Here is a 23,188-nt window from a genome sequence, read left to right on the forward strand (position 1 = left end):
GCCGGGTGGCCTCTTCGACAGGTGGCACAGACAGCACGAAACCCGCCTCTGACAGCGGGTTTCGTGGGGGTCGAGCCGGAAACGCTCAGTCCAGGTAGTCGCGCATTAGGGACGCTTCAACACTGTGCATCTTCCGTTGTCACGCGGCACACAACAGAGCGTTGTGGGTCGAAATATCCTTGATTGGAGACAGCGCGAAATGACCACCAACACCACCACCAAGTGCCCCTCGTGGTGCACGCGCACCGAGGAAGAGCACCAGTCCCCGGCCGCGCTCCCCGGCGATGCCCGGATGCACGCGCGCACGTTCACCCGGACGCACTCCGACTGGAGGCGCACCGACCCCATTTGGCGGGTCACGATCAGCCAGTGCGACGACGGGACGCCGGCCGACGTGCACGTGGCGATGACGGACGGCATGACCGATCCCACGGACCTGCAAGCGCTCATCCTCGCGCTGGATGCAGCTCAGGACATGATCGCGCGCGCGCAGGCGGTGACGGCATGACCGTGCAGCAGCGGACCTACAATGCGCGGCGCGATGCATGGCGGCCGCCCCTGTCGTCAGCCGTGGCCGTGCTCGTGCCGGCCCAGGTCGAGGTCTCGGGGGTGGACGGGCGCTACACCGATCCCGAAGCACTCCGAGAGGCAGCGGCGACCCTCCTACAGTTGGCGCAGCGGCTCCAGGACGTCACCCCTCCCCGGGTCCATGTGATGGGCTCGTGATGGGCGCGCTCGGCCTCGTGGCGTCCGTCCTCGTCCAGGCGGTGAGCATGGTGTTGCTCATGGCAGCGGTCGGGACGATCACGTTCCTCGTGATGCTCGATGACGTGGTGACCGGACGACGACGCAAGTAGCAGCAACGACAAGGCGAGGCCCCGACCAGAGCTAGTGGTCGGGGCCTCACGCTGTCCAAGTGTTGCACCGAAGCGATCCACGACAACGAGGTCGTGCCGTAACGCTATTCACGCTCGGCGCTCTACGCGGCGCGCAGACGGACGCTCAGCAGCAGACGCACCACCGGACCAGCCCTCTGTCTCGTCGTCGCTCGTTGGCTCGTGTGCGGCGCGCTGGCACCCCTGGCACCCACCCCCTGCCCCCGGGGGGACAGGCTCATACCCGGCGCTGGGCCCACACGTCCGTTGAGCCCAACAGACGGACCCTTTGAGGGGTCAGGGCGGGTCCAGCTCGGGGTTCCAGGGCAGTTCTCCGGGGTTCTCGACGTGGGCTTGCACGTCCATCTCGGGGTGCGCTTCGGCGAAGTCGTCGACGGCCGCGCTCCAGGCCTCCCACTTCCGCAAGACGGTTAGGGGGCCGGGCCAGTCGTCGGGGCTGAACCGGCGGAGCTTCCTCGGGACCCGTTGGGCCTCGGGGTCCTCGCGTGGGCGGCGTCTCATACTCGGCCGCCCGTGTAGACGCCACGGACGCCCCGCGAGGCGGGCAGGCTGTCCTCCTCCAGCCCCGGGACACCGAGGGTCGCCAGCAGTCGGGCCAGGGTCAGGCGTTGCTGTCGCACCTCGGCGATGGCCGGATGCAGCCGGAGGCCTTGGGAGCTCTCAAGCATGACGGGGGCGGCGTCCAGCTCGGCGCGCAAGCGGCCCAGCAGGTCACGTGTCCGACAGGCTTCCTCGAGCTGGGCCAACTCGTGTTCGGCCAGCTCGAAATCGGCGGTGATGGCCTTCCACAGTGTGGCGCCGGCCGTCCCGAGTCCGCCCGGTGTCGTGGGCTTGGTCATTCGGTGTCTCCTTTCCTCGGTGAAACGGTGGACGCCCCACCCCGTGGTCGAGGCGGGGCGTCCGGCCGGATGGGTCAGGCGGTGCGAGCCCGGGCGGCGGTCACCTCAGCGGCCGACTGTTGGGCGCGGCGTAGGTTCGCGGCGGCGCGCGCGTCCTCCTCCGCCCGCCACTTCGTCAGGTATGCCTCCTCCGTGATGAGCTGGGGCAACTGCTTGGTCTCGGCGTCGAGGGCGTCCAGGGCGCCACGGACGTTCAGCGGCAGGGGAACCGACGCGCGGTAGCCGCCCAGCGCGTTCCCGGTGAGCACCAGAACGCCCAGCGTCCGGCGCAGGTGCCAGGCGGCCGCCCACGTGCTATAGGCGTCCCTCAGCGCGGCGATGGCCTTGCCGATCTTCTCGGCGGCGTCGGTCAACTGCTTCTCCACGATGGGGTACACCATCGGCGCGACGGTCACGAGTTCATCGGCCAGCGTGTAGCCGTAGGCAATGCTCTCGCGCTTGGCCTCGGTGGCCAACTGGAGGTGTGCGGCCGCTTGTGCCCTCAGGGCGGCTTCCCCGTTGGTCACGGTGGCCACGTCCTCACCGGCCCGCAGGGCGGCGCGCAGGGCCTCGGCGTAGGCGTTGGCAGCTTGCGCGGCTTCGTGCTCCAGGCGGTGCGCTTCGGCCTCGTGATGGACGCGGGCGCCCTCGGTGTTGGTCCACCCGTCGTAGGCGTCCAGTAGGGCGGCGTGACCGGTGAACAGGTCGCGGGGCGGCAGGATGGTGCCGGGTGCCACGTGGGGGCGGCCGGTGCGCTGGGTCAGGCTCAACAGGCGCATGGCAGGACGGTGCTCCATGTCAGTTTCCCTTCAGCAGGTTGTCCAGACGGCCGGCCGTGCGGGCGGCTTCGATGTCGGCGTGGCGTCCGTTGCGGGCGAGGTTTTCGACGTCCTCGCGCGTGAGCTGGGAGGGCTTGCGCGCCTCGGTCAGGAACGCCGACATCTCGTTGTCGTCGAGGGCGGCCACAAGGTCCAGGGCGGCCCGGTATTGGTCGTTCGTCATGCTGTTGTCTTGCCTTCCAGGTGGTCGGAGATGGATTGCCGGTCGAGGGCCAGCCGGCCACCGATCAGGCGCCCCCCGAGCAGGGGGGCCAGGCGGCGGGCTTGGCGTGGTGAGCACCCGAGCAGGTCCGCAGCTTCACGTGTGCCCACCACTTCCTGAAGGGACCCAACCGGCCCACAACCAGACTGCTCCCCGTCGTCTTCGGGGGTGTCCCCCTGTCCCGTGGGGGCCAGCGCGGCAGCCAGGGCAGCCAGCGACACCGACCGCGGCAAGCCGTTCCGGGCGCGGGCACGCTGGGCCACCTCCACGCAGTAGCGCGCGGCGTCCAGCGCGGCACCGGTCAGCAGGACCCCGTCCGTGATGCGATGCACGCTCACGCCCGGGTCACCTCCTCCACGGCCCGCAGCACCCCGATGGCACGCAGGGCGCGGGCTCGGCGTCCGTGGCGGTTCAGGCGCTTCCGGGCGTGGGTCTGCCAGACGCGGCGGTTCCGGGTGGGCTTCATCGGTCGGCCCCCTGTCGCGCGCGGCGCCGTTCGTCCGCCGTCATGGCCAGGAACTCGGTGCAGCGACGACACCCCCGACCCCGCCAGTTCACCCGGTTACCGTGCTCCCGGCAGACGTAGCGGCCAGCGGGCGCGACGACAGGTACCGGGACAGGCTCGGGTTCCTCCACGACCGCCACGGGGGCCGGCTGGGGCCTCGGGCGGATCATCCTCGGGCGTGGCTCCGCGCCCAGCTCAAACCGCCCACAGTCGCGGCATCGGCGCATGGCGTCACCGAGTCGGCCCGTGGTCGGATGGACGTTGCTGTCATCGGGGCTCTTGCAGTCGCGCTCGTGGTGAATCATCGGTTGCTGTCCTCTCGGGTGTCGGGCGCTGGGGCGTAGCGGCCGCAGTCGGGGCACCACGCCTCGGGTGCTCCCTTCCACGAGGCGCGCAGGATGGGCGCGCTACGGCGTCCGCAGCGTGCGGCGTGCAGGATCGTCGGGCGACTCGTGTCGGTGGTCATCGGGCACCGCCGTGGATGAGGGTGAACGGGTGTGGGCAGGTCGGTCATGCGGTGGTCTCCTTCTCGGTGTTCTTGCGGGCCTTGCGCCGGCGCTCTGCGGATGCAAGGCGGGTCCGGCAGGCTTGGCGGCAGTACGCGTGTCCGGCGCGGCTCGGGGTGAACATCCCCCCGCAGCCGTGGCAAGCGATGGGGTCGAGGGCGGGCCTCGGCTTGGTGGTGGTCGTCGGCCTGGGCGGCAGCTTCTTGCCGGGCTTCGCGGTCACGTCGCGGCCTCCCCATGTCCCGAACCGCTCGAACCTGCCAGCGGCCCGGCAGGGGTCGAGGATCGGGCAGGCTCGGCAGGCCTCGGCCGCTTCGGCGCGTTCCTCGTGGGCCTCAGACGTCCATGGGGCGGTCCGTCCGGGCGTCCGGCAGGGGATGCGCTCCCCGGACGCCACAGCGGCGCCCAGGGCCTCGTGTAGGGCGTCGAGGGCGAGGGCGTGCGCCTCGTGGCGGTGGTCGGTCGTGATCGTGGTCATCGGTCGGACTCCGGCAAGGCGTCGAGCGTGCGACGTAGACAGCCGCGCCAGAACTCGACCATGTCGGCAGCGTCCTCGGCGGAGTAGTAGCCGTCCACCACCACGGCGACCCCATAGCCACCGTGCGGACCCTCGAAGGTCACCAGGTCGGGCGCGATGGGGCGCGGGTCGCTGGCGTGCATGAGTAGCTGGGACAGGTGACGGGCGAGCGTGGGGGGCGTGGGCTCGGTCATGGGAGCATTCCTCTCGTGGTGGGGTTGAAAGCAGCAGTGACGGGAAGGTGAGACGGCGGCGCGGCTGGGCGTCCGACTCGCTTGTCCTTCATCGCGTCTTTCCGTGATCGGCGCTCGCGTGGGTCGGCAGGCAGTCGGCCAGTGCGCGCAGCAGGTCGTCCGGGGCGCCGTAGTCGGTCGGGTCGCACCATGTCGGTCTCGGTGGGAGCGGGTGCAGTCGGTCGGCCTCGGCCGGGTGGCGGTCTTCGCAGTCGCCGTTGTCGTCGTTGCTGAAGCCTCGACTGTCGCAGCGGTCGCACGAAGCAATCAGACGGTCGAGGGCGGCACCGTTCAGGAGGTAGGCGTCGAGGTAGGTCCGGAGCTTCACCAGGAGGTCGTGGGGTGTCGAGGATGCATGCATCGTCGGTTCCTTACTGAGCGGACAACCTGACGGTTGGCGCGTCGCTTGAGGGGGAGAGGAGAGAGAAGGGGCTGAGCGTAAAACGACGGTGTTCAGCACCGTCCTTTTGGGTGAAACGACGGTGTTCAGCACCGTCCTTTTGGGTGAAACGACCATGTTCAGCACCGTCCTTTTGACTCGAACCGGCCCGTTTCGGCGTCGAGCTCCACGCCGGATCGGGCGCGGCCTCGGGAGTGGACGCGGCGACACACTTCGTCGGGATCACTGCCCACCAACATCTGTGAACGGGTCCGATCTAGGACCAAGCACAGTGCGCGCGACTCGGGCGAGAGGTAGCCGAGCTTCACCGCAGCGTCCACGGCGGCCCACACGGCGCGACGGTCAGGGATCACCCCAGACTTGCGGACCAAGTACCGCGCCAACTCGCCTCGCTGCATCGGTGCGTGACCGTTGGCCCTCTGCCGGCCGTGTGCCACGAAGGTGACGCGCAGGTAGTCGGGAAAGTTGGGGTTCCCGGCCCATTCGAGCCAGTCGCTCTGAGGCTTGGCGGTCCAGTACCTGCCATCGAAGTCGATACGTCGGTCGGTGCTCACGAGCGCACCCCCGACGCGCAGGGGCACGGCGTCCCGGCCTCGGCGGAATCAAACCGACTGACTCGCGCGGTGATGGATCGCGAGCACTCGCCGGCGTGACGGGCGTGTCCGCACCAAGTGCACGGGTTGGCGGGCAGTCGGCGTGGGCCGGCCTCGGGCCTCGGGCGTGGGTTGCCGGTGATGGGGTCGAGCCACTTAGGGACGTTGCGCATCACCACCCCGCCACCCCCTCGGACAGCGCGGCCACCACGAGCGGCGGAACGGGCAGCGAAGGCCCTTCGAGCGATGCGCGGGCACGGCAGGCGGCAGCAGCGTCCAGACAGCGCTGACGCGCCGCTGAGAGCTCCGCAGGGGTCGCCCTACCGTGGTAGTCGCCCGGCCTCGGCGCGGCCTCCAGGAACGCCTCAGCGCGTCGGCGCCAGAACGTGGCGGTGGCCTCCGACAGGCAGTCAGCCAGCACGCGCGCGTTGAAGTGCGCGCGCTCCTCGGCGGTCAGCATCCCAGCGCCTCCTCGAGGTCGTCCAGCGTCGCCATGACCAAGGCGAGCTCCACCACGTCGAGGTCACCCAGGCGGCGCAGCAGCCCGCGCAGGCGGGCGTGGACGGCCTCGTGGCGCTCGTGGCGCTGGGCCGTCAGCAGGCGCACCCAGCACTCAGGACCGACCCCACGACGCACCGAGACTTCGGCGCGGATGAGGCGGCCACAGCAGGCGCACCTGATAGAATCGGAGCAGGTGCTTGTGTGTGCTTCGATCGCCGCTCCGTTCCCAGCGGGGCGGCGTTCCTCGTCTTGGTGAGTCACCGGGCACCCCCCGAGAGGTAGCGCTCGATCTCGGTGTCAACGGGCACCGAGCGCACCACGTCACCGCGGCGCAGCAGCGTGAGCACGGCTCCCGAATCGGCGTAGCTCAGGTGATGGTCGATGAACCGGCGCGCGTCACGCGGACGCCATCCCATCGTTGAGACCGCGAGGTCCACCAGGGCGTCCCGGGACATGGATGTCCCATGGTTTCCTCGGCTGTCCTCGGGCCGGGTTCCGGTCGGTGTGGCCGCCACCTGGGCGGCGTGGCGGATCACGACGCCTCACCCCCGAGCGCGTCGAGCTCGGCCTCTGCCGCGAGGGCGGCCTCGGTGGCTTCCCGTGCGCGCCGCCGGGCTTGGGCAGACTTCAGCGCGAGACGCTTGAAGTAGGCCTTGCGCAGGCTTTCGGCGCGCACGGGGTCACCGTCCGCGGCGTCGAGGAACTTCTGGTGCAGCGCCTCGCGGGCCTTGGCCGTGCGGGCGGTGCGGTCGGTGGTGTTGGCCCAACTCTCGTGGGCGGCGATGGATGCGTTGAGTGAACGCTCAGCCGGTGATGGCATGACGAGCAACCCCTATTCGGGTTCACTCGCGAGGGGCCCAAACTCACGAACTAAGGTTCGTCGCCAATCACAACGGGCGGTATGCCAGTCATGCTAGCACAGCGCCCCAAGTGCCCCCGCGACGCACCACGGCGAGTTGTGCGGGCCGGTGGCATCGGGGGCAGACGACGCCGATGGTGTGCGGCTTGTGTGCGGCCGAATCGGTGGGCACGCCCGGAAGGGTGCGGGCCTCGGCCACCAACTCGTCCAACTCGCGCGGGATGGGGATGCGCATCGCCACCACCTCGTCGGGGTAGTCGGCCAGCGCCCGCCCGATGTTGGCCACAGCAGCCGGGGGGAGCACTCCGGTAGCCGCAGCATCGGCGTAGGAGGCGGCAAGATCGGCGTGCTCCTCGCGCGCGTGCCCCGTCCGCCCGCCGGTCACGTCGACCATGCGCAGGCCGCCATCCTCCACGATCACCCGTGCCATCGTCCGCCCGTCGTGCGGGCACCGGATGATGCTTTCCACCCTCTCGGCCATCACAGTGCCCCCAGGTCGAGGCGTTGGGCCTCCTCGGCGGCACGCTCCGAGGCCCGGGCGCGGGTGTAGCGCAGCAGCATGTCGGGGCGGCTCCAGCCGGCAACGGCCATCAGGCCGCCCTCGCTGCCCCCCTTGGACAGCCAGCGGTGGGCGGCGGTGTGGCGCAGGCGGTGTGGGTGGAATCCCTCGACCCCTGCCAGCTCGGCGCGCCACTTCAACGTCTTGTGCAGCCCGTCATAGGTGAACGGCTTCCCCCGGTCGCCCAACCAGAGCGCGGGCGTGCCGGCCAGCCGGTGCCCGGCGCGACCCTTGCGCAGGTAGCGGTCGATCGCCACGGCCACCTCTGGGGCCAGTGGGACGGTTCGGCCCTTGCCGCCCTTGCCGCGGACGATGGTGACCGTGGGCGGGTTGCCCTTGGGCTTGACGTTGTCCAGGGTGAGCGCGGCCACCTCCCCCGCTCGGGCGCCGGTGGTGTACATCAGCCGGATGATGGCGGCGTCCCGCAGGTCGCGCATGTCGGTGCCCTTGCACGCGGCCAGCAGCCGGCGCAGCTCGTCGTCGGTCAGCGGCTCCACCACGGGCTGGTCGAGCTTGGGGGCCTTGACGCCCAACAGGGGGTCGGTGTCCTGCTCGCCCTCGTCTGTGAGCCAGGCCGAGAACCGGCGCATGGCCAGGTGGCGGCTCGTCGCGGTGGCCGGTTTGGCGCCGTCGTCCAGCAGCGAAACCGTGAACGCCTTCAGCAGGTCCCGGTCGATGGCCGGGGTGTGCCCCTCGGCGTCACAGAACCGCAGGTAGGCGCGAACGCCGTCGCCGTACGTCTTGACCGTCTGGGGGCTCTTGCGCTCGGCGCGCAGGTGCAGTTCCCAGCTCTCCAGCAGCCCGGGCAGGTCAAGTGCCGGCCGCTTCCTCGCTCTCGCCATGCCCACTAGGGTAGCAAATATTCTTGACTAGAGCGTTGTGCACGGGTAGCGTGTTGCCCACGACAACACGAAACCCGCCTTTGACAGCGGGTTTCGTGTTGGGACAGCGGTAGGGCTCAGTCGAGGTAGTCGCGCAGGACCTGCGACCGCGACGGGTGGCGCAGCTTGCTCATCGTCTTGGACTCGATCTGGCGGATCCGCTCGCGCGTGACGCCGTACACCTTGCCGATCTCGTCCAGCGTCTTCGGCTGGCCGTCCGTCAAGCCGAAACGCATCGACACCACGCCGGCCTCGCGCTCGCTCAACGTGTCGAGCACGTCGTGCAACTGCTCCTGCAGCAGCGTGAAGTTGACGGCCTCGGCGGGCACGACGGCCTCGGAGTCCTCGATCAGGTCGCCGAACTCGGAGTCGCCGTCCTCACCCAGCGGGGTGTGCAGGGAGATCGGCTCGCGGCCGTACTTCTGCACCTCGACGACCTTCTCGGGCGTCATGTCGAGCTCCTTGGCGAGCTCTTCCGGGGTTGGTTCGCGGCCGAGGTCCTGCAACATCTGGCGCTGGACGCGGGCGAGCTTGTTGATGACCTCGACCATGTGCACCGGGATGCGGATGGTGCGGGCCTGGTCGGCCATGGCGCGCGTGATGGCCTGCTTGATCCACCAGGTTGCGTAGGTGGAGAACTTGTAGCCCTTGGAGTAGTCGAACTTCTCGACCGCCCGGATCAGGCCCAGGTTGCCCTCCTGGATCAGGTCCAGGAAGAGCATGCCGCGCCCGGTGTAGCGCTTGGCCAGGGACACCACGAGGCGCAGGTTGGCCTCGAGGAGGTGGTTCTTGGCGCGCTTGCCGTCCTCCGCGATCCACTCGTAGTCCTCCAGGTCGGACGGCTTGACGTGGCCCTCGGCAATCGACTCGTCGGCGAACAGCCCGGCCTCGATGCGCTTGGCGAGCGTCACCTCCTGCTCCGCGTTCAGCAGGGCGACCTTGCCGATCTGCTTGAGGTAGTCCTTGACCGGATCGGCGGTGGCGCCCGCGGCCATGACCTGCTGCTCGGGCTCGTCGGTGTCGTCGGCATCGGAGACGACGAAGCCCCCGTCCTCGACGAGCTCCTTCTCCTCCTTGGCCGTCTCACCCTCGTTGAACTGGCCCTCGTCGACCTCGTCCAAGGAACGCTTCTTGCCGCCGACGGTCAGGACCACGTCGTCACCGTCGCGCTCGAACTTGACCTCTTTGAGCTTCTCGGGTGCCAGCACCTCGGCCACCGTGGGGGTGTCGTCCTCGGCGTCGTCCAGCTCGATGTCCTCGTCCTCGAGTTCCTCGGGCGCGTCCTCCACCTCGACGTCCTCGACGTCCTCGACCTCGACGTCCTCGACGTCCTCGACCTCGTCCACCTCGGGCTCCGGCTTCGCCTTCGCACGCGAGCGTGCCGGTGCCTTGGCGGGGTCGGCGGGCGCCTTGGCGGCTGCCGAGGTGCGTCGCGGAGCGCGGGTGGTCCTGGTCTCCTCAGCCGACTGCTCCGACGCACCGGGCGCGGCAGCCTTGCGGGTGCGCGTGCGGCTGGTCGTGGCTTTCGGCGTGTCGGACGCGCTGGCAGCGCTGGAGCTCTGAGTCACGTGGGCCCTCTCGTCTCGTCCGGTTTCTGGGCGTGCGGCAGCCGGGCCTTGTCAACGTCCGGCGCACCGCACATTCTTGCACGCCAACTCGCCGTACCCAAACGGGCGCTTGGCAACCGCGGCTACGCTGACCGCCGTGCCCGATGCCCTGCAGAGCCCTCCCGACGCCCCCCAGCGCCCCTTCACCCGCACCGTCCACGGTGATGAGGTGTCGGACCCCTACCGGTGGATGGCTGACAAGTCCGATCCTGAACTGATCGCCTACCTCGAGGCCGAGAACGACTGGACGAAGCAGCACACCGCGCACCTCGACCCGCTGGTGGAGGACCTGTACGGCGACCTCAAGGCCCGTACCCAGCAGACGGACATGTCCGTGCCCTTGCACGTCACCCACACCGATGGCAGCAGCTACTGGTACTACGGGCGCACCACGGAAGGTCACGACTACGGGAGGTCCTGTCGTCTTCCCGCCACTTCCAGGGATGAGATCCCCGACGTGACGGTGCCGGCACCCGAGGAGGAGGTCATCCTCGACGTCCAAGCACTGGCCGAGGGGCACGAGTACTTCTCCCTGGGCCAGGCCCAGGTCTCCCCGGACGGCCGCCGCATCGCGTACTCGGTCGACACCTCCGGCGACGAGCGCTACGACCTGTACGTGGTGGAGTTGGCCACGGGCGAGACCATCGACGGTCCCCTGACCGGTATCGGTGCCGGCGGCGCGTGGGCCGGACCGGACTGGATCTTCTACCTCCGCGTGGACGCCGCCTGGCGCCCGCACCAGGTGTGGCGGCACCAGGTCGGGGCGGACGCCGCGACCGACACGCTCGCCTTCGAGGAGCCTGACGACCGCTTCTGGGTGGGCGTGGGCAACTCCCGCGACCACGAGTGGCTGTTCGTCGACGTGGCCTCCAAGACCACGACCGAGTCCCACCTGCTCCGCACGTCCGACCCCACCGGTGACTTGAGGGTGGTGCAGCCGCGGCGTCCGGGGCTCGAGTACGGCGTCGAGATCGCGCCGGACAGCATCTGGATCCTGCACAACGACGGGGCTCCGCAGTTCAAGCTGAGCCGTGCCCCGCTGGCCACGCCGGGCATCGAGCACTGGGAGACCGTGATCGAGGAGCGCCCCGAGACCCGCCTCCTCGACGTCAGCGTGTACGCCGGTGCCGTGGTCATCGACCACCGCACCAACGGACTGTCCGGCATCAGCATCCTGCCTCGCGAAGCGGACGGAACCCTCGGCGTCCTCACGGAACTCACCTTCGACGAGGCCCTCTACGACGTCGGAGCGGAGGACGCCCCCGACTTCGACACCGACCGGATCCGCTTCGGGTACGAATCGCTGGTCACCCCGCCCAGCGTGTGGGAGTACCGCCTCGACACCGGGGCGCGCCGACTGCTCAAGCAGACCCCGGTCCTGGACCACCCGACCCACGGTGCCTACGACCCCACCGCCTACGTCAGCGAACGCCTGTGGGCGACCGGGCACGACGGCACACGCGTCCCCGTCTCCCTCGTCCGGCACCGGGACACCCCGGTGGACGGCACGGCGCCCGGATTGCTGTACGGCTATGGGGCCTACGAGGCCGCGACGATGCCCTACTTCGCCATGAGTCGGATCAGCCTTTTGGACCGCGGCTTCGTGTTCGCCATCGCGCACGTACGCGGCGGCGGCGAACTGGGACGCCCGTGGTACGACGGCGGCAAGTTGCTCGACAAGCCGAACACCTTCTCCGACTTCGTCGCGTGCGGGCGCGTGCTCGTGGACGAGGGCCATGTCGCCCGCGACCGCCTCCTCGCCGAGGGCGGGTCCGCGGGCGGCCTCCTCATCGGGGCGGCCGTCAACCTCGCGCCTGAGCTGTTCCGGGCGGTCCACGCGTCGGTGCCGTTCGTCGACCCGCTGACCACCATCCTGAATCCTGAACTGCCGCTGACGGTCATGGAGTGGGAGGAGTGGGGCAACCCGTTGGTGGACGCCGAGGTGTACGCCTGCATGAAGGCCTACTCGCCCTACGAGAACATCAGGGCGACCCGGTATCCGGCGATCCTGGCCACGACGAGCCTCAACGACACCCGGGTCGAGGTGACGGAGCCCGCCAAGTGGGTGGCCCGCCTGCGCGACGAGGTCACCAACTCCCCGGACCGCCCGATCCTGCTCAAGACGGAGATGGTGGCCGGGCACGGCGGCGTGTCGGGCCGGTACAAGGCGTGGCGGGAGCGCGCGTTCGAGTTGGCTTGGCTGATCGACCAGGCGGGCGCCGCCTGAGGGAATGGCCGGGCACGGTCGGTCGCGCTCGGTGCTCGCACCGCATCCTCCTGCCGTGCATGACGGGTGTACGACCACGGTCTTGATTTGCGAAGGGGGAGCCCGTCTCAGGGCCCGATCGGGGTGCGCACCGAACAAATCGGGCGACTTTCGCGTTGTACTGGTTGACGACGAAAGGACGACGAATGATCTCGACCTCGCACCGCACTCGCTCCACCGATGGCATCGACGGCAAGGATTCCGTCGGGCTGTACTTGGATGGCATCGCCAAGACCCCCCTGCTGACCGCTGAGGAGGAGGTGCAGCTCGCCCGTCAGATCGAGGCCGGGCTGTACGCCGAACAGATCCTCGGCGGCACCGTGACCACGAAGGAACGCGGAGGCCGGAAGGCGAAGAAGGCGACCACCGAGGAGCTTGAGCTGCTGGCCGAGCACGGGCGGTCCGCCATGAAGCGTTTCGTGACCGCGAACCTGCGCCTGGTGGTGTCGGTCGCACGCAAGTACGGCCGCTCGCAGATGCCGCTGCTCGACCTGGTCCAGGAGGGCAACACCGGGCTGATCCGCGCCGTGGAGAAGTTCGACTACACGAAGGGCTTCAAGTTCTCCACGTACGCCACGTGGTGGGTCCGGCAGTCGATCAGCCGCGGCATCGCCCAACAGGGCCGCATCGTGCGTCTCCCGGTCCACGTCGCCGAGCAGATCAACCAGGTGTCGGCGACCCGGCGCAACCTCGAACGCAAGCTCGGTCGCGAGCCCGAGATCATCGAGATCGCCGACGAGCTCGGCCTGGAGGAGGAACGCGTCGTCGAATTGATCCGTCTGGCCCGTGAGCACGTCTCACTGGACGCCCCGGTCGAGGAGGACGGCGACACCGCCCTGGGTGACCTGCTCGCCCGCGACACCGCCCCAGGCCCCGACGAGGTCGTGCTGGACGCCGAGGACCGTGCCCGTCTGGACAACCTCCTCGACAGCCTCGACGAACGCTCCGCCGACGTGGTGCGGCGCCGCTACGGGCTCGTGGACGGACGCCAGGCCAAGCTCGCCGACATCGCGAGCGTGTGGGGCATCACCGCCGAGCGCGTCCGCCAGATCGAGCGCCAGGCCATCGCCAAGCTGCGGGACACCACCCTCGCTGCCTGACGTCCAGGACGGCACCCCAGCGGCGCGCCCCCGAGCTCGGCTCGGGGGCGCGCTGGTTCACGGGTGTCCTACACCAGGCCGCGGCGCTCGCGATCGTCGGCCTTCCGGATGAGGCCCTCCTGGACCGCGTGCGCCCCGAGTTGGCCATCGGCGTCGAACAGCTTGCCGAAGGACAATCCCAGCGCGTTCGCGGCGTTCGGCGAAGACTGGTCGTACAGGACCCACTGGTCGGCGCGGACGTGCCGGTGGAACCACATCGAATGGTCGATGGTCGCCATCTGCAGGCGCGGCGACCCGAAGCCGTCCGGATGGGCCAGCGTGGAGACCGACAGCAGGGTCAGGTCCGACGCGTAGGCGAGCACCATCTGGTGCAGGCGCGGATCGTCGGGCATGTCCCCCACGGCGCGCAGCCAGATCTGGAGGCGTGGCCCCTGGGTGAGCTCACGGTTGCTGAAACCCACGAACCGGGTGTCGAGGGCGGCCCACTCACGCGCCCAGACGTCCTTGGTGCGCGGTGAGCGTTCCGCCAGCACGTCGACGAGCCGCGGGCACTCCTGGGGCGGGGCAGGCGGCTTGAACGGAACCGCGGCGTGCTCGAACCCATCCTCCGAGGTCTTGAAGGACGCCGACATCATGAAGATCTCCCGGCCGTTCTGCGATGCCTTCACCCGCCGCGTCGTGAACGACCCGCCGTCCCGGATGCGTTCCACCTCGTAGACGATGCTGCTGGAGGTGGATCCGGCGCGCAGGAAGTAGCCCTTCAGGGAGTGGCACAAGCGGTCGTCGGGAACGGTCCGGTACATCGCAGCCAGCGCCTGCGCCATGACCTGCCCACCGAAGGTGCGCTGCAGTTCCGTGTCCGGGTGCTCGCCGACGAAGAGTTCACCGTGCCGCTCGAGCTCGAGCAGGGCCAGGACTTCACTGATGTGCTGCATCGGGTGCCTCCGGGTCGTCGCCGTCCTGTTCGGCGAGGAACTGCTCGACGGCCGCCCCGATCTCGTCGGCCGAGGGGACTTTGTGGCGGCCCGTTGCCTGGAGTTCGTCGTACTGCTGCTCGAGAGCCTGGACGAGCGGACCCAGTTCGCCATCGGACTCGAGTTCGCCCTCCAGCTGCGACAGGGTCTGCAGCGCCAACGTCGCCAACTCCCCCGGTGGCAGGTCCAGTCCGGTGGCGGCACGGATGCGTTCCAGCACCGCGAGGGCGCCGGGGACGTACGATCCGGGTGCCAGGTAGTGCGGCACGTGGGCGACGAAGCCGCGAGCGAGGCGTCCGGCCTGGCCGGAGCGGTACTCGAGCATCGAGGCGAAGCTCCCCGGCACGGTGACCCGGTCGATCCACACGGGATTGTCGGTGACGAGCGAGGGGTCGCTCGCGTGGGCGGTCACCAGGATCGGCCGGGTGTGCGGCACCCCCATCGGCACGCCTTGGGCCGTGACCAGCACCGACACGTCCAGTGCGTCCGCGATGCCGAGGATGGCGGCGCAGGCGCGGTTCCACTGGGTGTCCGGCTCGGGGCCGCTCAACAACAGGAACGGCTGCCCGGACGCGTCCATCACCTTGTGGATGGCGAGCCGGTAGTCGGTCAGCGCCGCCCACGTGTTGGTGTCGAACACCATCTGCGGACGCCGTGAGCGATAGTCGTGCAGCTGGTCGTGGTCGAACCGGACCAGCAACTCGCCGTCGAGGCTGGCCAAGAGGTGTTCGCTCAACTGGCGCGCGACCTGACCCGCGTCGACGTACCCCTCCAGGAGGTGGATGAGCACGGGCCGGGTGCCGGCGAGGCTGTCCCAGACGTCCTGCTCCACCGTGTACAGCGCGCCCGGATCCAACATGGACGCCACACTACCGGGCCGCCCAGTCGGGGAGGCCGTCCAGACACGGTCAGCCGACGCGCTCCACGAGTTGGTAGGACTGTTCGTCGAAGGACAGGCGCCAGTGGGTGCCGGGATACAGCGTCGCTCCGTGGCGGACGCCCTCGACGCGGGTGCTCCACCCGCCCGCGAGGTTGTCGATGACCAGGAAGTCCGGGAGGGGGTTGCCCTGGTTGGCGATGAAGTACACGTCGGCACGATCGACCAACTGGTTCATCAGCGAGATGTCGGCCGACACCACGGCACCGCGCGGCACCCGGTCCAGGAGCGCCACGGCGGCGCGCTGGCGGGCGCCGTCGACCTCCCACGTCGTGCCCCTGGTCAGTTGCCACAGGGGCTGGTGGGGCAACACCGCCAAGGTGAACGTGAGCAGGATCGCCGGACCGCTCCGCGCCCAGCCGCGGAATGCGGCGCGGCGCGACGCGGCGAGGAGGTGCGCCCCCTCGGCGGCGGCCACGTACGCGATCGGCATCAGCACCAGGCTGTAGTGCCACGTGGGTCCCCAGTGCCCACTCAGCGTCGACAGGAAGCGCCAGCCCAGGGTGGGCAGCAGCGCGAAGGCCAGGTTGGACCGCAGGGCCAGCAGGCCGGTGCAGGCCAGCAGCATGAACAGGGTGAGCACCTTCTGCTCATTGGTGAGGATCTCGGCCACGGTTCCGAGCGGGTCTGCGAGGGCAGCCGCCAGGTCGAGGTGTCCGGCGTAGTCGTATCGTCCCTTCGGGTTCATCGCCGGGAGGATCACGCGCAGGGCGAGGAACAACCACAGCACCCCCCACAGGGCGAGCCCCCCACCCAGCAGCCAACGGCGGGATCGCCACGCCACGATCAGGCCGAGGACGAACACCGTCGCGCCGAGGTCCTCCTTCACGAACACGAGCAGGCCGAGCCAGGCCGTCGCCGCCACCCAGCGCTCCCGGACCAGGAACCAGAGGCCCACCGTCAGGATCGGGGCCCCGATCGCGACCTCGTGGAACTGGACGGCCGCCGCGTTCTGGACTCCCCAGCTGAACGCGTACGCCAGCCCGACCAACCACGCAGCGGAGCGTCCGAGCAGGTGGTGGGCGGACGCCGCGACGAAGAACGCGGACACGCCCAGCAGGATGGCCTGCACGACCAGGAGCGTGGAGGCGGACGGGAACGCCGCGTACACCGGGGCGAGCAACACGAGGATCGGGTGGAAGTGGTCCCCCAGGATGTTGTACTCGGCACCCTTGATGTGGACGATCGGCGCCTCCAGCGCGGCGTACCGCTGGAGGATCTGGGTGAAGATGGCGAGGTCCCACGACGGCGACTCGTGCCGGAACCACTGGAGCATGGAGAGCAGCAGGTGGGCCGCCGTCGACAGCAGGCCGACCGCCCACGGTGCCGCGCCGAGATCCGCCGGCCGCGGACGCCTGAAGCCGGCGTCCGGGCGGCTGGCTGTCGACGGCGGCATGCGGGGATCCCGTCAGGCCAGCCGGGCCAACGCACTGCGGACGCGTTTGGCCGACACGGGCTGGGCGGTCCCCAGCGACTGGGCGAACAGGCTGACGCGCAACTCCTCGAGCAGCCAGCCGACCTCGACGGCCGCCCGGGGCAGTTCGCCCACCTCGTACCTGGCGATGGCGGCGGCGTAGGTGTCCTCGAGTTCGGTGATGACGTCGAGGTTCTGCGCCTCGCGCGCCGGGTTGGTCGCCCAGCCGCGCAGCCGGACGTCGATCGCGTGGACGTACTTGTCCAGACGCGTGAAGTGCGGGTCGGGCGTCGCCGAGATGAACCCGTCGAAGACCAGGTTTCCCAGCTGCGCGGTGATGTCGTCCTTGGTGGCGGAGTCGGCCCGGCGGGCCAGCTCGGCACGGACCTCGGCCCACCGGGTCAGGATGCGTGCCGCGGTGCGGGTGATGGCCTGCATCCGATCCGCCGCGTCCGGACGGACGGTGTCGACCACCCGGCGGAAGGCGGCCTCGTCGCGGATCGTGTCGGGCTCGATCCGGTGGCTGGTGATCAGGTCGCCGGTGGCCTTGAGCCGGGTGTCGGCCAGCAGTGCGTTCAGGTTCGCGTACGGGCCGGCGGCCAGCGCGATCTTCTCGGTGTTCGACAGGTGGATGAAGACGCTGCGCGTCGGATCGGGCGATCCGAGCAGCACGAGGCGGCGCAGGCCGCGCGCCTGCCAGCGGCTCGCCTTCTCGGCCGTGTTGGCGATCCGGACGCCCACGTTCGAGCCCTGGTCGACGAGCGCCGGGTAGCCGACCAGCGGCGTCGGGTCGCGGTCGACCACCCTGGTGGCGGGGATCGTGCCGAACTGCCACGTCGTCGCGCCCGGGTGCGCCACATCGGACGCCGCCGCGTTGAGCCGCTTGTTGAGGCGCGGGGCGAATTGCTTGCGGAGGCTCTCGAAGTCCTTGCCGGCGCCGAGTTCGCGGCGTCCGTCGGTGATCACGTAGCGGACGGTGAGGTGGTCGGGCAGGGTGCCGGTGTTGAACAGACCCGGGTCCAACGGGTCCCCCGTGAGTGCCGTGAGGGCGCGAGCGAGGGCGTCCGGGAACGCCTCCTCGTCCCCGCGGGCACCCGCCGGGTTCTCCTCCAGCCAGGTCAGCGCCCGGCGGCCCCAGTCGGGGGCCGGCACGAAGCGCGTCCGGACGGCCTTGGGCAGGGACCGGATCAGCTCGGTGGCCAACTCGTCGCGGAGTCCGGGGACCTGCCACGTGAAGGGGGCGGCGTCGACCTGGTTGAGGACGCTGACGTCCACGTCGACGGACACGCCGTCGCGGTGGGCGCCCGGCTCGAAGACATAGCTGACGGGCAGGTCGGCGGGCCCGATGGTCCAGGTGTCGGGGAACGCGTCGGCGTCCACCGCCTCGGTGTCGTCGACGAGGTCGTCCAGGGCGAGGTCGAGGTAGTCGTCCTGTTGGCGTCGTTTGTCGCGCCACCAGCGGTCGAAGTGGGCGACGGACGTGATCCCGGCGGGGATGCGCTCGTCGTAGAACGCGTGGATCGCGGCGTCGTCGACGACGATGTCGCGGCGCCGGGTGCGCTCCTCGAGTTCCTCCGCCTCGGCGCGGACCTTCTCGTTGCGCGCGAAGAAGTGATGGCGGGTGCGCCATTGCCCCTCCACCAGCGCTGACTGGATGAACACCTGACGGGCGACGACCGGGTCGAGCTTCCCGTAGCTGACGGTGCGTCCGGCGATGATCGGGACGCCGAGCAGGCTGACCCGCTCGTCGGCGACGCACTGGCCGCCCGCGACCGACCAGCGCGGCTCCGAGTACTGGCGCGTGATGAGGTGCTCCCCCACCGACTCGACCTGCTCGGCGGTGACCGGCGCGACCGTGCGCGCCCACAGCCGGGTGGTCTCGACGAGCTCGACCGCCATCACCAGCGGTGGCTCGGCCTTGGCGGACGCGCTGCCCGGCTGGATGGCGAACCTGGCGCCGCGGGCACCCAGGTACTCGGCCAGCGGACGCCGGCCGCGCTTGGCCGCCGGCTGGGCCTTGGCGAGGCTTTTCTCGTCCTTCAGGCCGACGTGGGACAGCAGGCCGGACAGGACCGAGGTGTGCACGGCCTCCCAGTTCGGCGTGTGCCCGGACGCCGTGCGCGGCTCCTTGGCGCGGCGGCGGCGGTTGTCGGCGTCCTGATCGGGTGCGCTGGAGTCGAGGTCGAGCTCGCCGACCACCTCGCGCAGCTGGGAGACCAGGTCCTGCCACTCCCGGATGCGCAGGAAGTTCAGGTACTCGTCGCGGCACATCCGCCGGAAGGCGTTGCCGGAGAGTTCGTTGCGCTGGTGCCGCAGGTGGTCCCACAGACGCCAGAGAGCGGCGACGTCGGAGGGGTCGCGGTCGCCGTGGGCCTCGCCCCGGGCGGCATTCGCGGCGCCGTCCTCGCTCCAGAACCGGCGGTGCAGCGCATCCGCCTCGGCCTGCTTCTCACTCGGCCGCTCGCGGACGTCCGGGATGGCGAGGGCCGCGACGATCGGCAGGACGTCCCACAGGACACCGCGGCGTCCGGCCTCGACGAGCATGCGGCCCAGGCGCGGGTCGATGGGCAGGCGCGCGAGCATGCGGCCGGTGCGGGTCAGGCGCTGGCCCGGGTGGTCCTTGCTCTCCTCCTCCAGGGCCCCGAGTTCGCGCAGCAGGCGGACACCGTCGCGCACCTGCGAGCGGTCCGGCGGTTCGACGAACGGGAAGTCCTCGATGGCGCCCAGCCGGGCGTCCGCCATCTGCAGGATGACGCTCGCGAGGTTGGTGCGCAGGATCTCCGGCTCGGTGAACTCGGGTCGCGCGAGGAAGTTCTCCTCGGAGTAGAGGCGGATCGCGATACCGGGCCCCAGCCGTCCACAGCGTCCGGCGCGCTGGTTGGCGCTCGCCTGGCTGATCTCCTCGATCGGCAGGCGCTGCACCTTGGTGCGCGCGGAGTAGCGGCTGATGCGGGCGTAGCCGGGGTCGACGACGTAGCGGATGCCGGGCACCGTCAGCGAGGTCTCGGCCACGTTGGTGGCCAGCACGACGCGCATGGTGCCGGGGTGCGGCGTGAACACGCGGTCCTGCTCGGCGGCGGACAGGCGCGCGTACAGCGGCAGGATCTCCGTGTTGCGGAGCTTCAGGGCGCTGATGGCGTCGGCGGCGTCGCGGATGTCGCGCTCGCCGGAGCAGAACACGAGGATGTCGCCCTCGCCGAGGGCGTGCAGCCGGGTGACCGCACGGGCCATGCCGTCGACGAGGTCGTTCTCGTTGTCCAGCGGTTCGTGGATGACCTCGACGGGGAAGGTGCGGCCCGAGACCTCCACGACGGGCGCGCCGCCGAAGTGCTCGGAGAAGCGCGCGGTGTCGATGGTGGCCGAGGTGATGATCACCTTGAGGTCCGGGCGCCGCGGCAACAGTTGCTTGAGGTAGCCCAGCAGGAAGTCGATGTTGAGGGACCGCTCGTGCGCCTCGTCGATGATGATCGTGTCGTAGGCGCGCAGGTCCCGGTCGTGGGAGATCTCGGCGAGCAGGATGCCGTCGGTCATCAGCTTGACCCGGGTCTGCCGGGTCGCCTTGCGCGTGAACCGCACCTGGTAACCGACGGTCTCCCCCAGCTCGACACCCATCTCGTGGGCGATGCGGTCGGCGACGGTACGGGCCGCGAGACGACGGGGCTGGGTGTGGGCGATGCGCTTCCGGCCGGCGAGCAGCGCGATCTTGGGAAGCTGGGTCGTCTTGCCCGAACCGGTCTCACCGGCGACCACGACGACCTGGTGGGCGTCGATGAGCGCGCGGATGTCGTCCACCGCCGCGGTGATGGGGAGGGCGGGGTCGAAGACGAGGTTCGGTTCGGCAGTGCGCATGGCCCGCCCATGCTACTCGGACGGCTCGGCGGACCCGAGTCGGTCAGCCCGGGATCGTCGTCGTCCCGGGGCGCCGGGCAGCCTGTTCCAGACCCGTGTGGTGGGCGAGGAAGGCCAGGACGTCCGCCCATTCGGCCGCGACCATCGCCAGCGACTTCCCCGCCCCGTGACCGGCCGACGACTCCACGCGGAGCAGGACCGGGGCGTCCGCCGCTTGGGCGTGCTGCAGCGCAGCCGCGAACTTGAAGCTGTGCAGCGGGACCACCCGGTCGTCGTGGTCGGCGGTCAGGACGAGGGTGGGCGGGTAGTGCGTGCCCTCGCGGACATGGTGCAGCGGCGAGTACGCGTACGCGGCCGCGAACCCCTCGGGGGTGTCCGGGTCGCCGTAGTCGCTCATCCAGGCCGCTCCGATGGTGAACCTGTGGAAGCGCAGCAGGTCCAGGACACCGACACCCGGGACGACCGCGCCGAACAGGTCAGGACGCTGGGTCATGGCCGCGCCGGCCAGCAGGCCCCCGTTGGAGCGTCCGTAGAGACCGAGCTGGGCGGAGGTGGTGACACCGGTGGCGACCAGATGCTCCGCCACGGCGATCACGTCGTCGAACACGTTCTGCTTGCGGCTCAGCCTGCCGGCGTCGTACCAACTCGTCCCGAACTCGCCGCCGCCCCTGAGGTTGGCGAGCACGAGCGCTCCCCCGGCCGCCAGCCACGCCGACCAACCCGGACGGTAGTCGGCCAGGATCGGGATCTTGAAACCGCCGTACCCCCACACCAGCGTCGGCCGGGGGCCGCTGCCCCCGTCATCGGGGACGACGAGGAAGTAGGGCACCTCGGTGCCGTCCGCGCTGCGCGCGCGCCGGCGCGTGATGGTGTGGGCGGGCGCGAAGCCCCCGGCGTCGGGCGGCGTCAGCTCGACCCGCTCGAACGTGGCGTGCTCGCCCGCGGCGGGGAGCCGGACGTGGAACGCAGCCGTGGGCGTGTCGAGGGTGCTGAGGCCGACGAAGGCCTCGTCCCGCAGCGGGGAGGAGTCCAGTGCCACCAGCGTGCCGGCCGGCAGGTCGAGCGGCTCCTCGTCGGAGCCGTCGAGGGAACAGTGGACCACGACGGGCTGGGCGTCGTCGAGGTAGGCCAGCAGCAGGCCGGGACCGGCGGCCTCCACGGCGCTGAGCGTGGCGCGCCGCTCGGGCACGACCTCCGCGAATTGGACGTCGCCGCGAGCCGCCCACGCCAGATCGACCTTGACGACCCGGCCGAGCGGCGCGTCCAGATCGGTCTGCAGGTAGAGGTCATCCCCGTCGGTCCGGACGAAGCCGTATTCGGCGTCCGGGTCGTCGACGACCTTGACGGGTTCGCCGAACGTGGAACGACCGTCCTCGGTGGTGATCGGGTAGGCCCAGAGGCGATTGACGTTCTCGGTGCCCTTGACGATCGTCACGACCAGCCACGCCTCGTCGTGGCTGACCTGCCCGTACGCCAGGGTGTTCGGCTCGTCGGGGAAGCTCAGGAGCAATTCGTCGGCACCGTCCAGGCGGTGCACCATGAGGCGTGCGGTGCCGAGGCCCTCGGTGGACGTGCCCCGGGCGTCCGCGGCCTGGTCGAACGTCGTGTACAGGAAGCTGCGGTGGTCGGGCAGCCAGGCCGGCGAGGAGAACTTGGCGGTGAGCTCGTCGTCCAGGTCCGCACCGGTGGACAGGTCCCGGACGCGGAAGCGCTGCCAGTCCGAGCCGCCCTCGCTGCGTGCGTAGGCCATCAGGGATCCGTCGCGGGCCACCGAGAAGGTCGAGAGGGACGCCGTGCCGTCGGCGCTCCAGGTGTTGGGGTCGAGGACGACCTCTCCGCCGGTGACGAGTTCGTCGAGCGTGGGAGCCGTGGACCAGACATCTTGGGGCGTGGTGCCGTCGTTGCGGCTGACGAACCAGCGTCCGCCCCGCTTGACCGGGACGCCGGCGCGTGGCCGAGCCACGATGCGCGCCATCAGGTCCGAGAACCAGGCCCGGCCGGGGAGTTCGGACAGCACCGCCTCGGCGTACCCCTGCTGTTCGCCGACCCAAGCGGTCACCGCGGGATCGTCGGCACCCTCGAGCCAGCGGTACGGATCGGGCACGTCGATGCCGTGCAGGGTCTCCACGAGGTCATCGCGGCGGGTCTCAGGGTAGGGCACGCACCCGATTCTAGGAGAGGCGGTGTGCGGCGCCCCCCAAGCACATTTCCGGGTGGAGGAACCCCCACGATCCTAGGGGTTTCTCCACCCGGAAATGCAGTGGAAGTCGTCAGTCCTCGTCGTCGGCCGAGACGGATCGGCCCGACCAACGCTTCGGTTCGATGGCGACCGCGAGGTCACGGTAGCCGGGGGCCCACGGCGAAAGCTCGGGAACCTCACCGGACCACGGGCCGGACGTGCCCTGGACGAGGACGGCCCAGCCCGTGGCAGTGTCCGGATCCAGGTCGTCGACCTGGAACGCGACCTCCACGGGTTTGGTCAGCTCCTCCAGGACACCACCCTCTGCCACGCGGAAGACGATCCGATCACCCACGAGTGAGTAGTTCACCGGGAGGATCTGGATGCCCTGTTTGTTCGAGACCCAGGACACCCGACCCACGACGGAGTCGCCGAGGAGCCGGCGACACTCGTCGGGGTCGATCGTCACGATGTAGCCAAGAGATGTCACGGA

General features: G+C 70.2%; 27 protein-coding genes and 1 pseudogene. 5 read left to right on the plus strand and 23 right to left on the minus strand.

Translation table 11 applies throughout. The features are described from left to right. Positions 1–199 precede the first annotated feature (199 nt). Genes AC5YDA_RS04440 through AC5YDA_RS04450 form a run of 3 tightly spaced genes read left to right on the plus strand, consistent with a single transcriptional unit; the run spans position 200 to position 857 of the window. A complete protein-coding gene (locus AC5YDA_RS04440; protein ID WP_496192773.1) occupies positions 200–508 on the plus strand; it encodes a DUF6907 domain-containing protein in 309 nt (102 codons plus the stop codon). Beyond that, the gene (locus AC5YDA_RS04445; protein ID WP_496192774.1) at positions 505–726 is read left to right on the plus strand and encodes a hypothetical protein; all 222 of its coding nucleotides are present in this window, start codon (positions 505–507) and stop codon (positions 724–726) included. The genes AC5YDA_RS04440 and AC5YDA_RS04445 overlap by 4 nt, the downstream gene beginning before the upstream one ends. Further along, a complete protein-coding gene (locus AC5YDA_RS04450; protein ID WP_496192775.1) occupies positions 726–857 on the plus strand; it encodes a hypothetical protein in 132 nt (43 codons plus the stop codon). The genes AC5YDA_RS04445 and AC5YDA_RS04450 overlap by 1 nt, the downstream gene beginning before the upstream one ends. A 315-nt stretch (positions 858–1,172) precedes the next feature. On the opposite strand, the gene AC5YDA_RS04455 is transcribed toward AC5YDA_RS04450, so the two are convergent. From AC5YDA_RS04455 to AC5YDA_RS04535, 17 genes and pseudogenes are all read right to left on the minus strand, one after another. Further along, positions 1,173–1,397 (minus strand): hypothetical protein, encoded by a 225-nt coding sequence (locus AC5YDA_RS04455; protein WP_496192776.1) that lies wholly within the window; start codon positions 1,395–1,397, stop codon positions 1,173–1,175. Further along, on the minus strand, positions 1,394–1,735 hold the full coding sequence (locus AC5YDA_RS04460; RefSeq protein WP_496192777.1) for a hypothetical protein: 342 nt from the start codon (positions 1,733–1,735) through the stop codon (positions 1,394–1,396). The genes AC5YDA_RS04455 and AC5YDA_RS04460 overlap by 4 nt, the downstream gene beginning before the upstream one ends. A gap of 74 nt (positions 1,736–1,809) precedes the next feature. Then, positions 1,810–2,571: a hypothetical protein gene (locus tag AC5YDA_RS04465; RefSeq protein ID WP_496192778.1), complete on the minus strand. Its 762-nt coding sequence runs from the start codon at positions 2,569–2,571 to the stop codon at positions 1,810–1,812. Between the two features lies 1 nt (position 2,572). Continuing rightward, positions 2,573–2,776, minus strand: a complete 204-nt coding sequence (locus AC5YDA_RS04470) for a hypothetical protein (protein ID WP_496192779.1) — start codon at positions 2,774–2,776, stop codon at positions 2,573–2,575. Next, on the minus strand, positions 2,773–3,153 hold the full coding sequence (locus AC5YDA_RS04475; RefSeq protein ID WP_496192780.1) for a hypothetical protein: 381 nt from the start codon (positions 3,151–3,153) through the stop codon (positions 2,773–2,775). The genes AC5YDA_RS04470 and AC5YDA_RS04475 overlap by 4 nt, the downstream gene beginning before the upstream one ends. Continuing rightward, positions 3,150–3,281 (minus strand): hypothetical protein, encoded by a 132-nt coding sequence (locus AC5YDA_RS04480; protein WP_496192781.1) that lies wholly within the window; start codon positions 3,279–3,281, stop codon positions 3,150–3,152. Before AC5YDA_RS04480 ends, AC5YDA_RS04475 begins: the two co-directional genes overlap by 4 nt. Before the next feature lie 549 nt (positions 3,282–3,830). Beyond that, the gene (locus tag AC5YDA_RS04485) at positions 3,831–4,304 is read right to left on the minus strand and encodes a hypothetical protein (protein WP_496192782.1); all 474 of its coding nucleotides are present in this window, start codon (positions 4,302–4,304) and stop codon (positions 3,831–3,833) included. After that, entirely contained in the window at positions 4,301–4,537 is a 237-nt protein-coding gene (locus tag AC5YDA_RS04490) for a hypothetical protein (RefSeq protein WP_496192783.1), read from the minus strand. The genes AC5YDA_RS04485 and AC5YDA_RS04490 overlap by 4 nt, the downstream gene beginning before the upstream one ends. An 88-nt stretch (positions 4,538–4,625) precedes the next feature. Beyond that, the gene (locus AC5YDA_RS04495; RefSeq protein ID WP_496192784.1) at positions 4,626–4,937 is read right to left on the minus strand and encodes a hypothetical protein; all 312 of its coding nucleotides are present in this window, start codon (positions 4,935–4,937) and stop codon (positions 4,626–4,628) included. An 804-nt stretch (positions 4,938–5,741) separates the two neighbouring features. Then, complete coding sequence (locus tag AC5YDA_RS04500; RefSeq protein WP_496192785.1) at positions 5,742–6,029, minus strand: hypothetical protein; 288 nt, start codon at positions 6,027–6,029, stop codon at positions 5,742–5,744. Then, positions 6,023–6,175, minus strand: coding sequence for a hypothetical protein (locus AC5YDA_RS04505; protein ID WP_496192824.1), 153 nt, complete (start codon positions 6,173–6,175; stop codon positions 6,023–6,025). Before AC5YDA_RS04505 ends, AC5YDA_RS04500 begins: the two co-directional genes overlap by 7 nt. Positions 6,176–6,178: 3 nt before the next feature. Then, positions 6,179–6,331 (minus strand): annotated as a pseudogene (locus AC5YDA_RS04510) (DUF6011 domain-containing protein); the annotation flags it as partial. Beyond that, positions 6,328–6,525, minus strand: coding sequence for a hypothetical protein (locus tag AC5YDA_RS04515; RefSeq protein ID WP_496192786.1), 198 nt, complete (start codon positions 6,523–6,525; stop codon positions 6,328–6,330). The pseudogene AC5YDA_RS04510 and the gene AC5YDA_RS04515, both read right to left, overlap by 4 nt. Positions 6,526–6,602: 77 nt before the next feature. After that, positions 6,603–6,890, minus strand: coding sequence for a hypothetical protein (locus AC5YDA_RS04520; protein WP_496192787.1), 288 nt, complete (start codon positions 6,888–6,890; stop codon positions 6,603–6,605). Positions 6,891–6,978: 88 nt separating this feature from the next. After that, positions 6,979–7,410, minus strand: a complete 432-nt coding sequence (locus tag AC5YDA_RS04525) for a hypothetical protein (protein WP_496192788.1) — start codon at positions 7,408–7,410, stop codon at positions 6,979–6,981. Then, complete coding sequence (locus AC5YDA_RS04530) at positions 7,410–8,330, minus strand: tyrosine-type recombinase/integrase (RefSeq protein ID WP_496192789.1); 921 nt, start codon at positions 8,328–8,330, stop codon at positions 7,410–7,412. The genes AC5YDA_RS04525 and AC5YDA_RS04530 overlap by 1 nt, the downstream gene beginning before the upstream one ends. A gap of 116 nt (positions 8,331–8,446) precedes the next feature. After that, a complete protein-coding gene (locus AC5YDA_RS04535) occupies positions 8,447–9,937 on the minus strand; it encodes an RNA polymerase sigma factor (RefSeq protein WP_496189438.1) in 1,491 nt (496 codons plus the stop codon). A gap of 136 nt (positions 9,938–10,073) precedes the next feature. Between AC5YDA_RS04535 and AC5YDA_RS04540 the strand changes: the two genes are divergently transcribed. Continuing rightward, positions 10,074–12,203 (plus strand): S9 family peptidase, encoded by a 2,130-nt coding sequence (locus tag AC5YDA_RS04540; RefSeq protein WP_496189439.1) that lies wholly within the window; start codon positions 10,074–10,076, stop codon positions 12,201–12,203. A gap of 188 nt (positions 12,204–12,391) precedes the next feature. Then, positions 12,392–13,342, plus strand: a complete 951-nt coding sequence (locus AC5YDA_RS04545; RefSeq protein WP_496189604.1) for a sigma-70 family RNA polymerase sigma factor — start codon at positions 12,392–12,394, stop codon at positions 13,340–13,342. Between the two features lie 68 nt (positions 13,343–13,410). Here the strand turns inward: AC5YDA_RS04545 and AC5YDA_RS04550 are convergent, their stop codons facing one another. The 6 genes from AC5YDA_RS04550 to AC5YDA_RS04575 form a co-directional block, all read right to left on the minus strand. Beyond that, positions 13,411–14,277, minus strand: a complete 867-nt coding sequence (locus AC5YDA_RS04550) for an acyl-CoA thioesterase (RefSeq protein WP_496189440.1) — start codon at positions 14,275–14,277, stop codon at positions 13,411–13,413. Next, positions 14,261–15,175: a PAC2 family protein gene (locus AC5YDA_RS04555; RefSeq protein WP_496189441.1), complete on the minus strand. Its 915-nt coding sequence runs from the start codon at positions 15,173–15,175 to the stop codon at positions 14,261–14,263. The genes AC5YDA_RS04550 and AC5YDA_RS04555 overlap by 17 nt, the downstream gene beginning before the upstream one ends. Positions 15,176–15,224: 49 nt before the next feature. After that, positions 15,225–16,649 carry a DUF2079 domain-containing protein gene (locus tag AC5YDA_RS04560; protein WP_496189442.1) on the minus strand — a complete coding sequence of 475 codons (1,425 nt, stop codon included), beginning with the start codon at positions 16,647–16,649 and terminating at the stop codon, positions 15,225–15,227. 12 nt (positions 16,650–16,661) lie between these two features. Next, a complete protein-coding gene (gene hrpA / locus AC5YDA_RS04565; RefSeq protein ID WP_496189443.1) occupies positions 16,662–20,516 on the minus strand; it encodes an ATP-dependent RNA helicase HrpA in 3,855 nt (1,284 codons plus the stop codon). Between the two features lie 43 nt (positions 20,517–20,559). Beyond that, positions 20,560–22,677, minus strand: a complete 2,118-nt coding sequence (locus tag AC5YDA_RS04570; RefSeq protein WP_496189444.1) for a prolyl oligopeptidase family serine peptidase — start codon at positions 22,675–22,677, stop codon at positions 20,560–20,562. A 109-nt stretch (positions 22,678–22,786) separates the two neighbouring features. Further along, the gene (locus AC5YDA_RS04575; RefSeq protein ID WP_496189445.1) at positions 22,787–23,185 is read right to left on the minus strand and encodes a pyridoxamine 5'-phosphate oxidase family protein; all 399 of its coding nucleotides are present in this window, start codon (positions 23,183–23,185) and stop codon (positions 22,787–22,789) included. Between the last annotated feature and the right edge of the window lie 3 nt (positions 23,186–23,188).

The organism is Propioniciclava sp. LT294, assembly GCF_059516005.1.

Bases quoted from the DNA above. Each gene is read 5' to 3' on its own strand.
- AC5YDA_RS04440 (WP_496192773.1), top strand. From the start codon at position 200: ATGACCACCAACACCACCACCAAGTGCCCCTCGTGGTGCACGCGCACC.
- AC5YDA_RS04445 (WP_496192774.1), top strand. From the start codon at position 505: ATGACCGTGCAGCAGCGGACCTACAATGCGCGGCGCGATGCATGGCGG.
- AC5YDA_RS04450 (WP_496192775.1), top strand. From the start codon at position 726: ATGGGCGCGCTCGGCCTCGTGGCGTCCGTCCTCGTCCAGGCGGTGAGC.
- AC5YDA_RS04455 (WP_496192776.1), bottom strand. From the start codon at position 1,397: ATGAGACGCCGCCCACGCGAGGACCCCGAGGCCCAACGGGTCCCGAGG.
- AC5YDA_RS04460 (WP_496192777.1), bottom strand. From the start codon at position 1,735: ATGACCAAGCCCACGACACCGGGCGGACTCGGGACGGCCGGCGCCACA.
- AC5YDA_RS04465 (WP_496192778.1), bottom strand. From the start codon at position 2,571: ATGGAGCACCGTCCTGCCATGCGCCTGTTGAGCCTGACCCAGCGCACC.
- AC5YDA_RS04470 (WP_496192779.1), bottom strand. From the start codon at position 2,776: ATGACGAACGACCAATACCGGGCCGCCCTGGACCTTGTGGCCGCCCTC.
- AC5YDA_RS04480 (WP_496192781.1), bottom strand. From the start codon at position 3,281: ATGAAGCCCACCCGGAACCGCCGCGTCTGGCAGACCCACGCCCGGAAG.
- AC5YDA_RS04485 (WP_496192782.1), bottom strand. From the start codon at position 4,304: ATGACCACGATCACGACCGACCACCGCCACGAGGCGCACGCCCTCGCC.
- AC5YDA_RS04490 (WP_496192783.1), bottom strand. From the start codon at position 4,537: ATGACCGAGCCCACGCCCCCCACGCTCGCCCGTCACCTGTCCCAGCTA.
- AC5YDA_RS04495 (WP_496192784.1), bottom strand. From the start codon at position 4,937: ATGCATGCATCCTCGACACCCCACGACCTCCTGGTGAAGCTCCGGACC.
- AC5YDA_RS04500 (WP_496192785.1), bottom strand. From the start codon at position 6,029: ATGCTGACCGCCGAGGAGCGCGCGCACTTCAACGCGCGCGTGCTGGCT.
- AC5YDA_RS04515 (WP_496192786.1), bottom strand. From the start codon at position 6,525: ATGTCCCGGGACGCCCTGGTGGACCTCGCGGTCTCAACGATGGGATGG.
- AC5YDA_RS04520 (WP_496192787.1), bottom strand. From the start codon at position 6,890: ATGCCATCACCGGCTGAGCGTTCACTCAACGCATCCATCGCCGCCCAC.
- AC5YDA_RS04525 (WP_496192788.1), bottom strand. From the start codon at position 7,410: ATGGCCGAGAGGGTGGAAAGCATCATCCGGTGCCCGCACGACGGGCGG.
- AC5YDA_RS04530 (WP_496192789.1), bottom strand. From the start codon at position 8,330: ATGGCGAGAGCGAGGAAGCGGCCGGCACTTGACCTGCCCGGGCTGCTG.
- AC5YDA_RS04550 (WP_496189440.1), bottom strand. From the start codon at position 14,277: ATGCAGCACATCAGTGAAGTCCTGGCCCTGCTCGAGCTCGAGCGGCAC.
- AC5YDA_RS04555 (WP_496189441.1), bottom strand. From the start codon at position 15,175: ATGTTGGATCCGGGCGCGCTGTACACGGTGGAGCAGGACGTCTGGGAC.
- AC5YDA_RS04560 (WP_496189442.1), bottom strand. From the start codon at position 16,649: ATGCCGCCGTCGACAGCCAGCCGCCCGGACGCCGGCTTCAGGCGTCCG.
- hrpA (WP_496189443.1), bottom strand. From the start codon at position 20,516: ATGCGCACTGCCGAACCGAACCTCGTCTTCGACCCCGCCCTCCCCATC.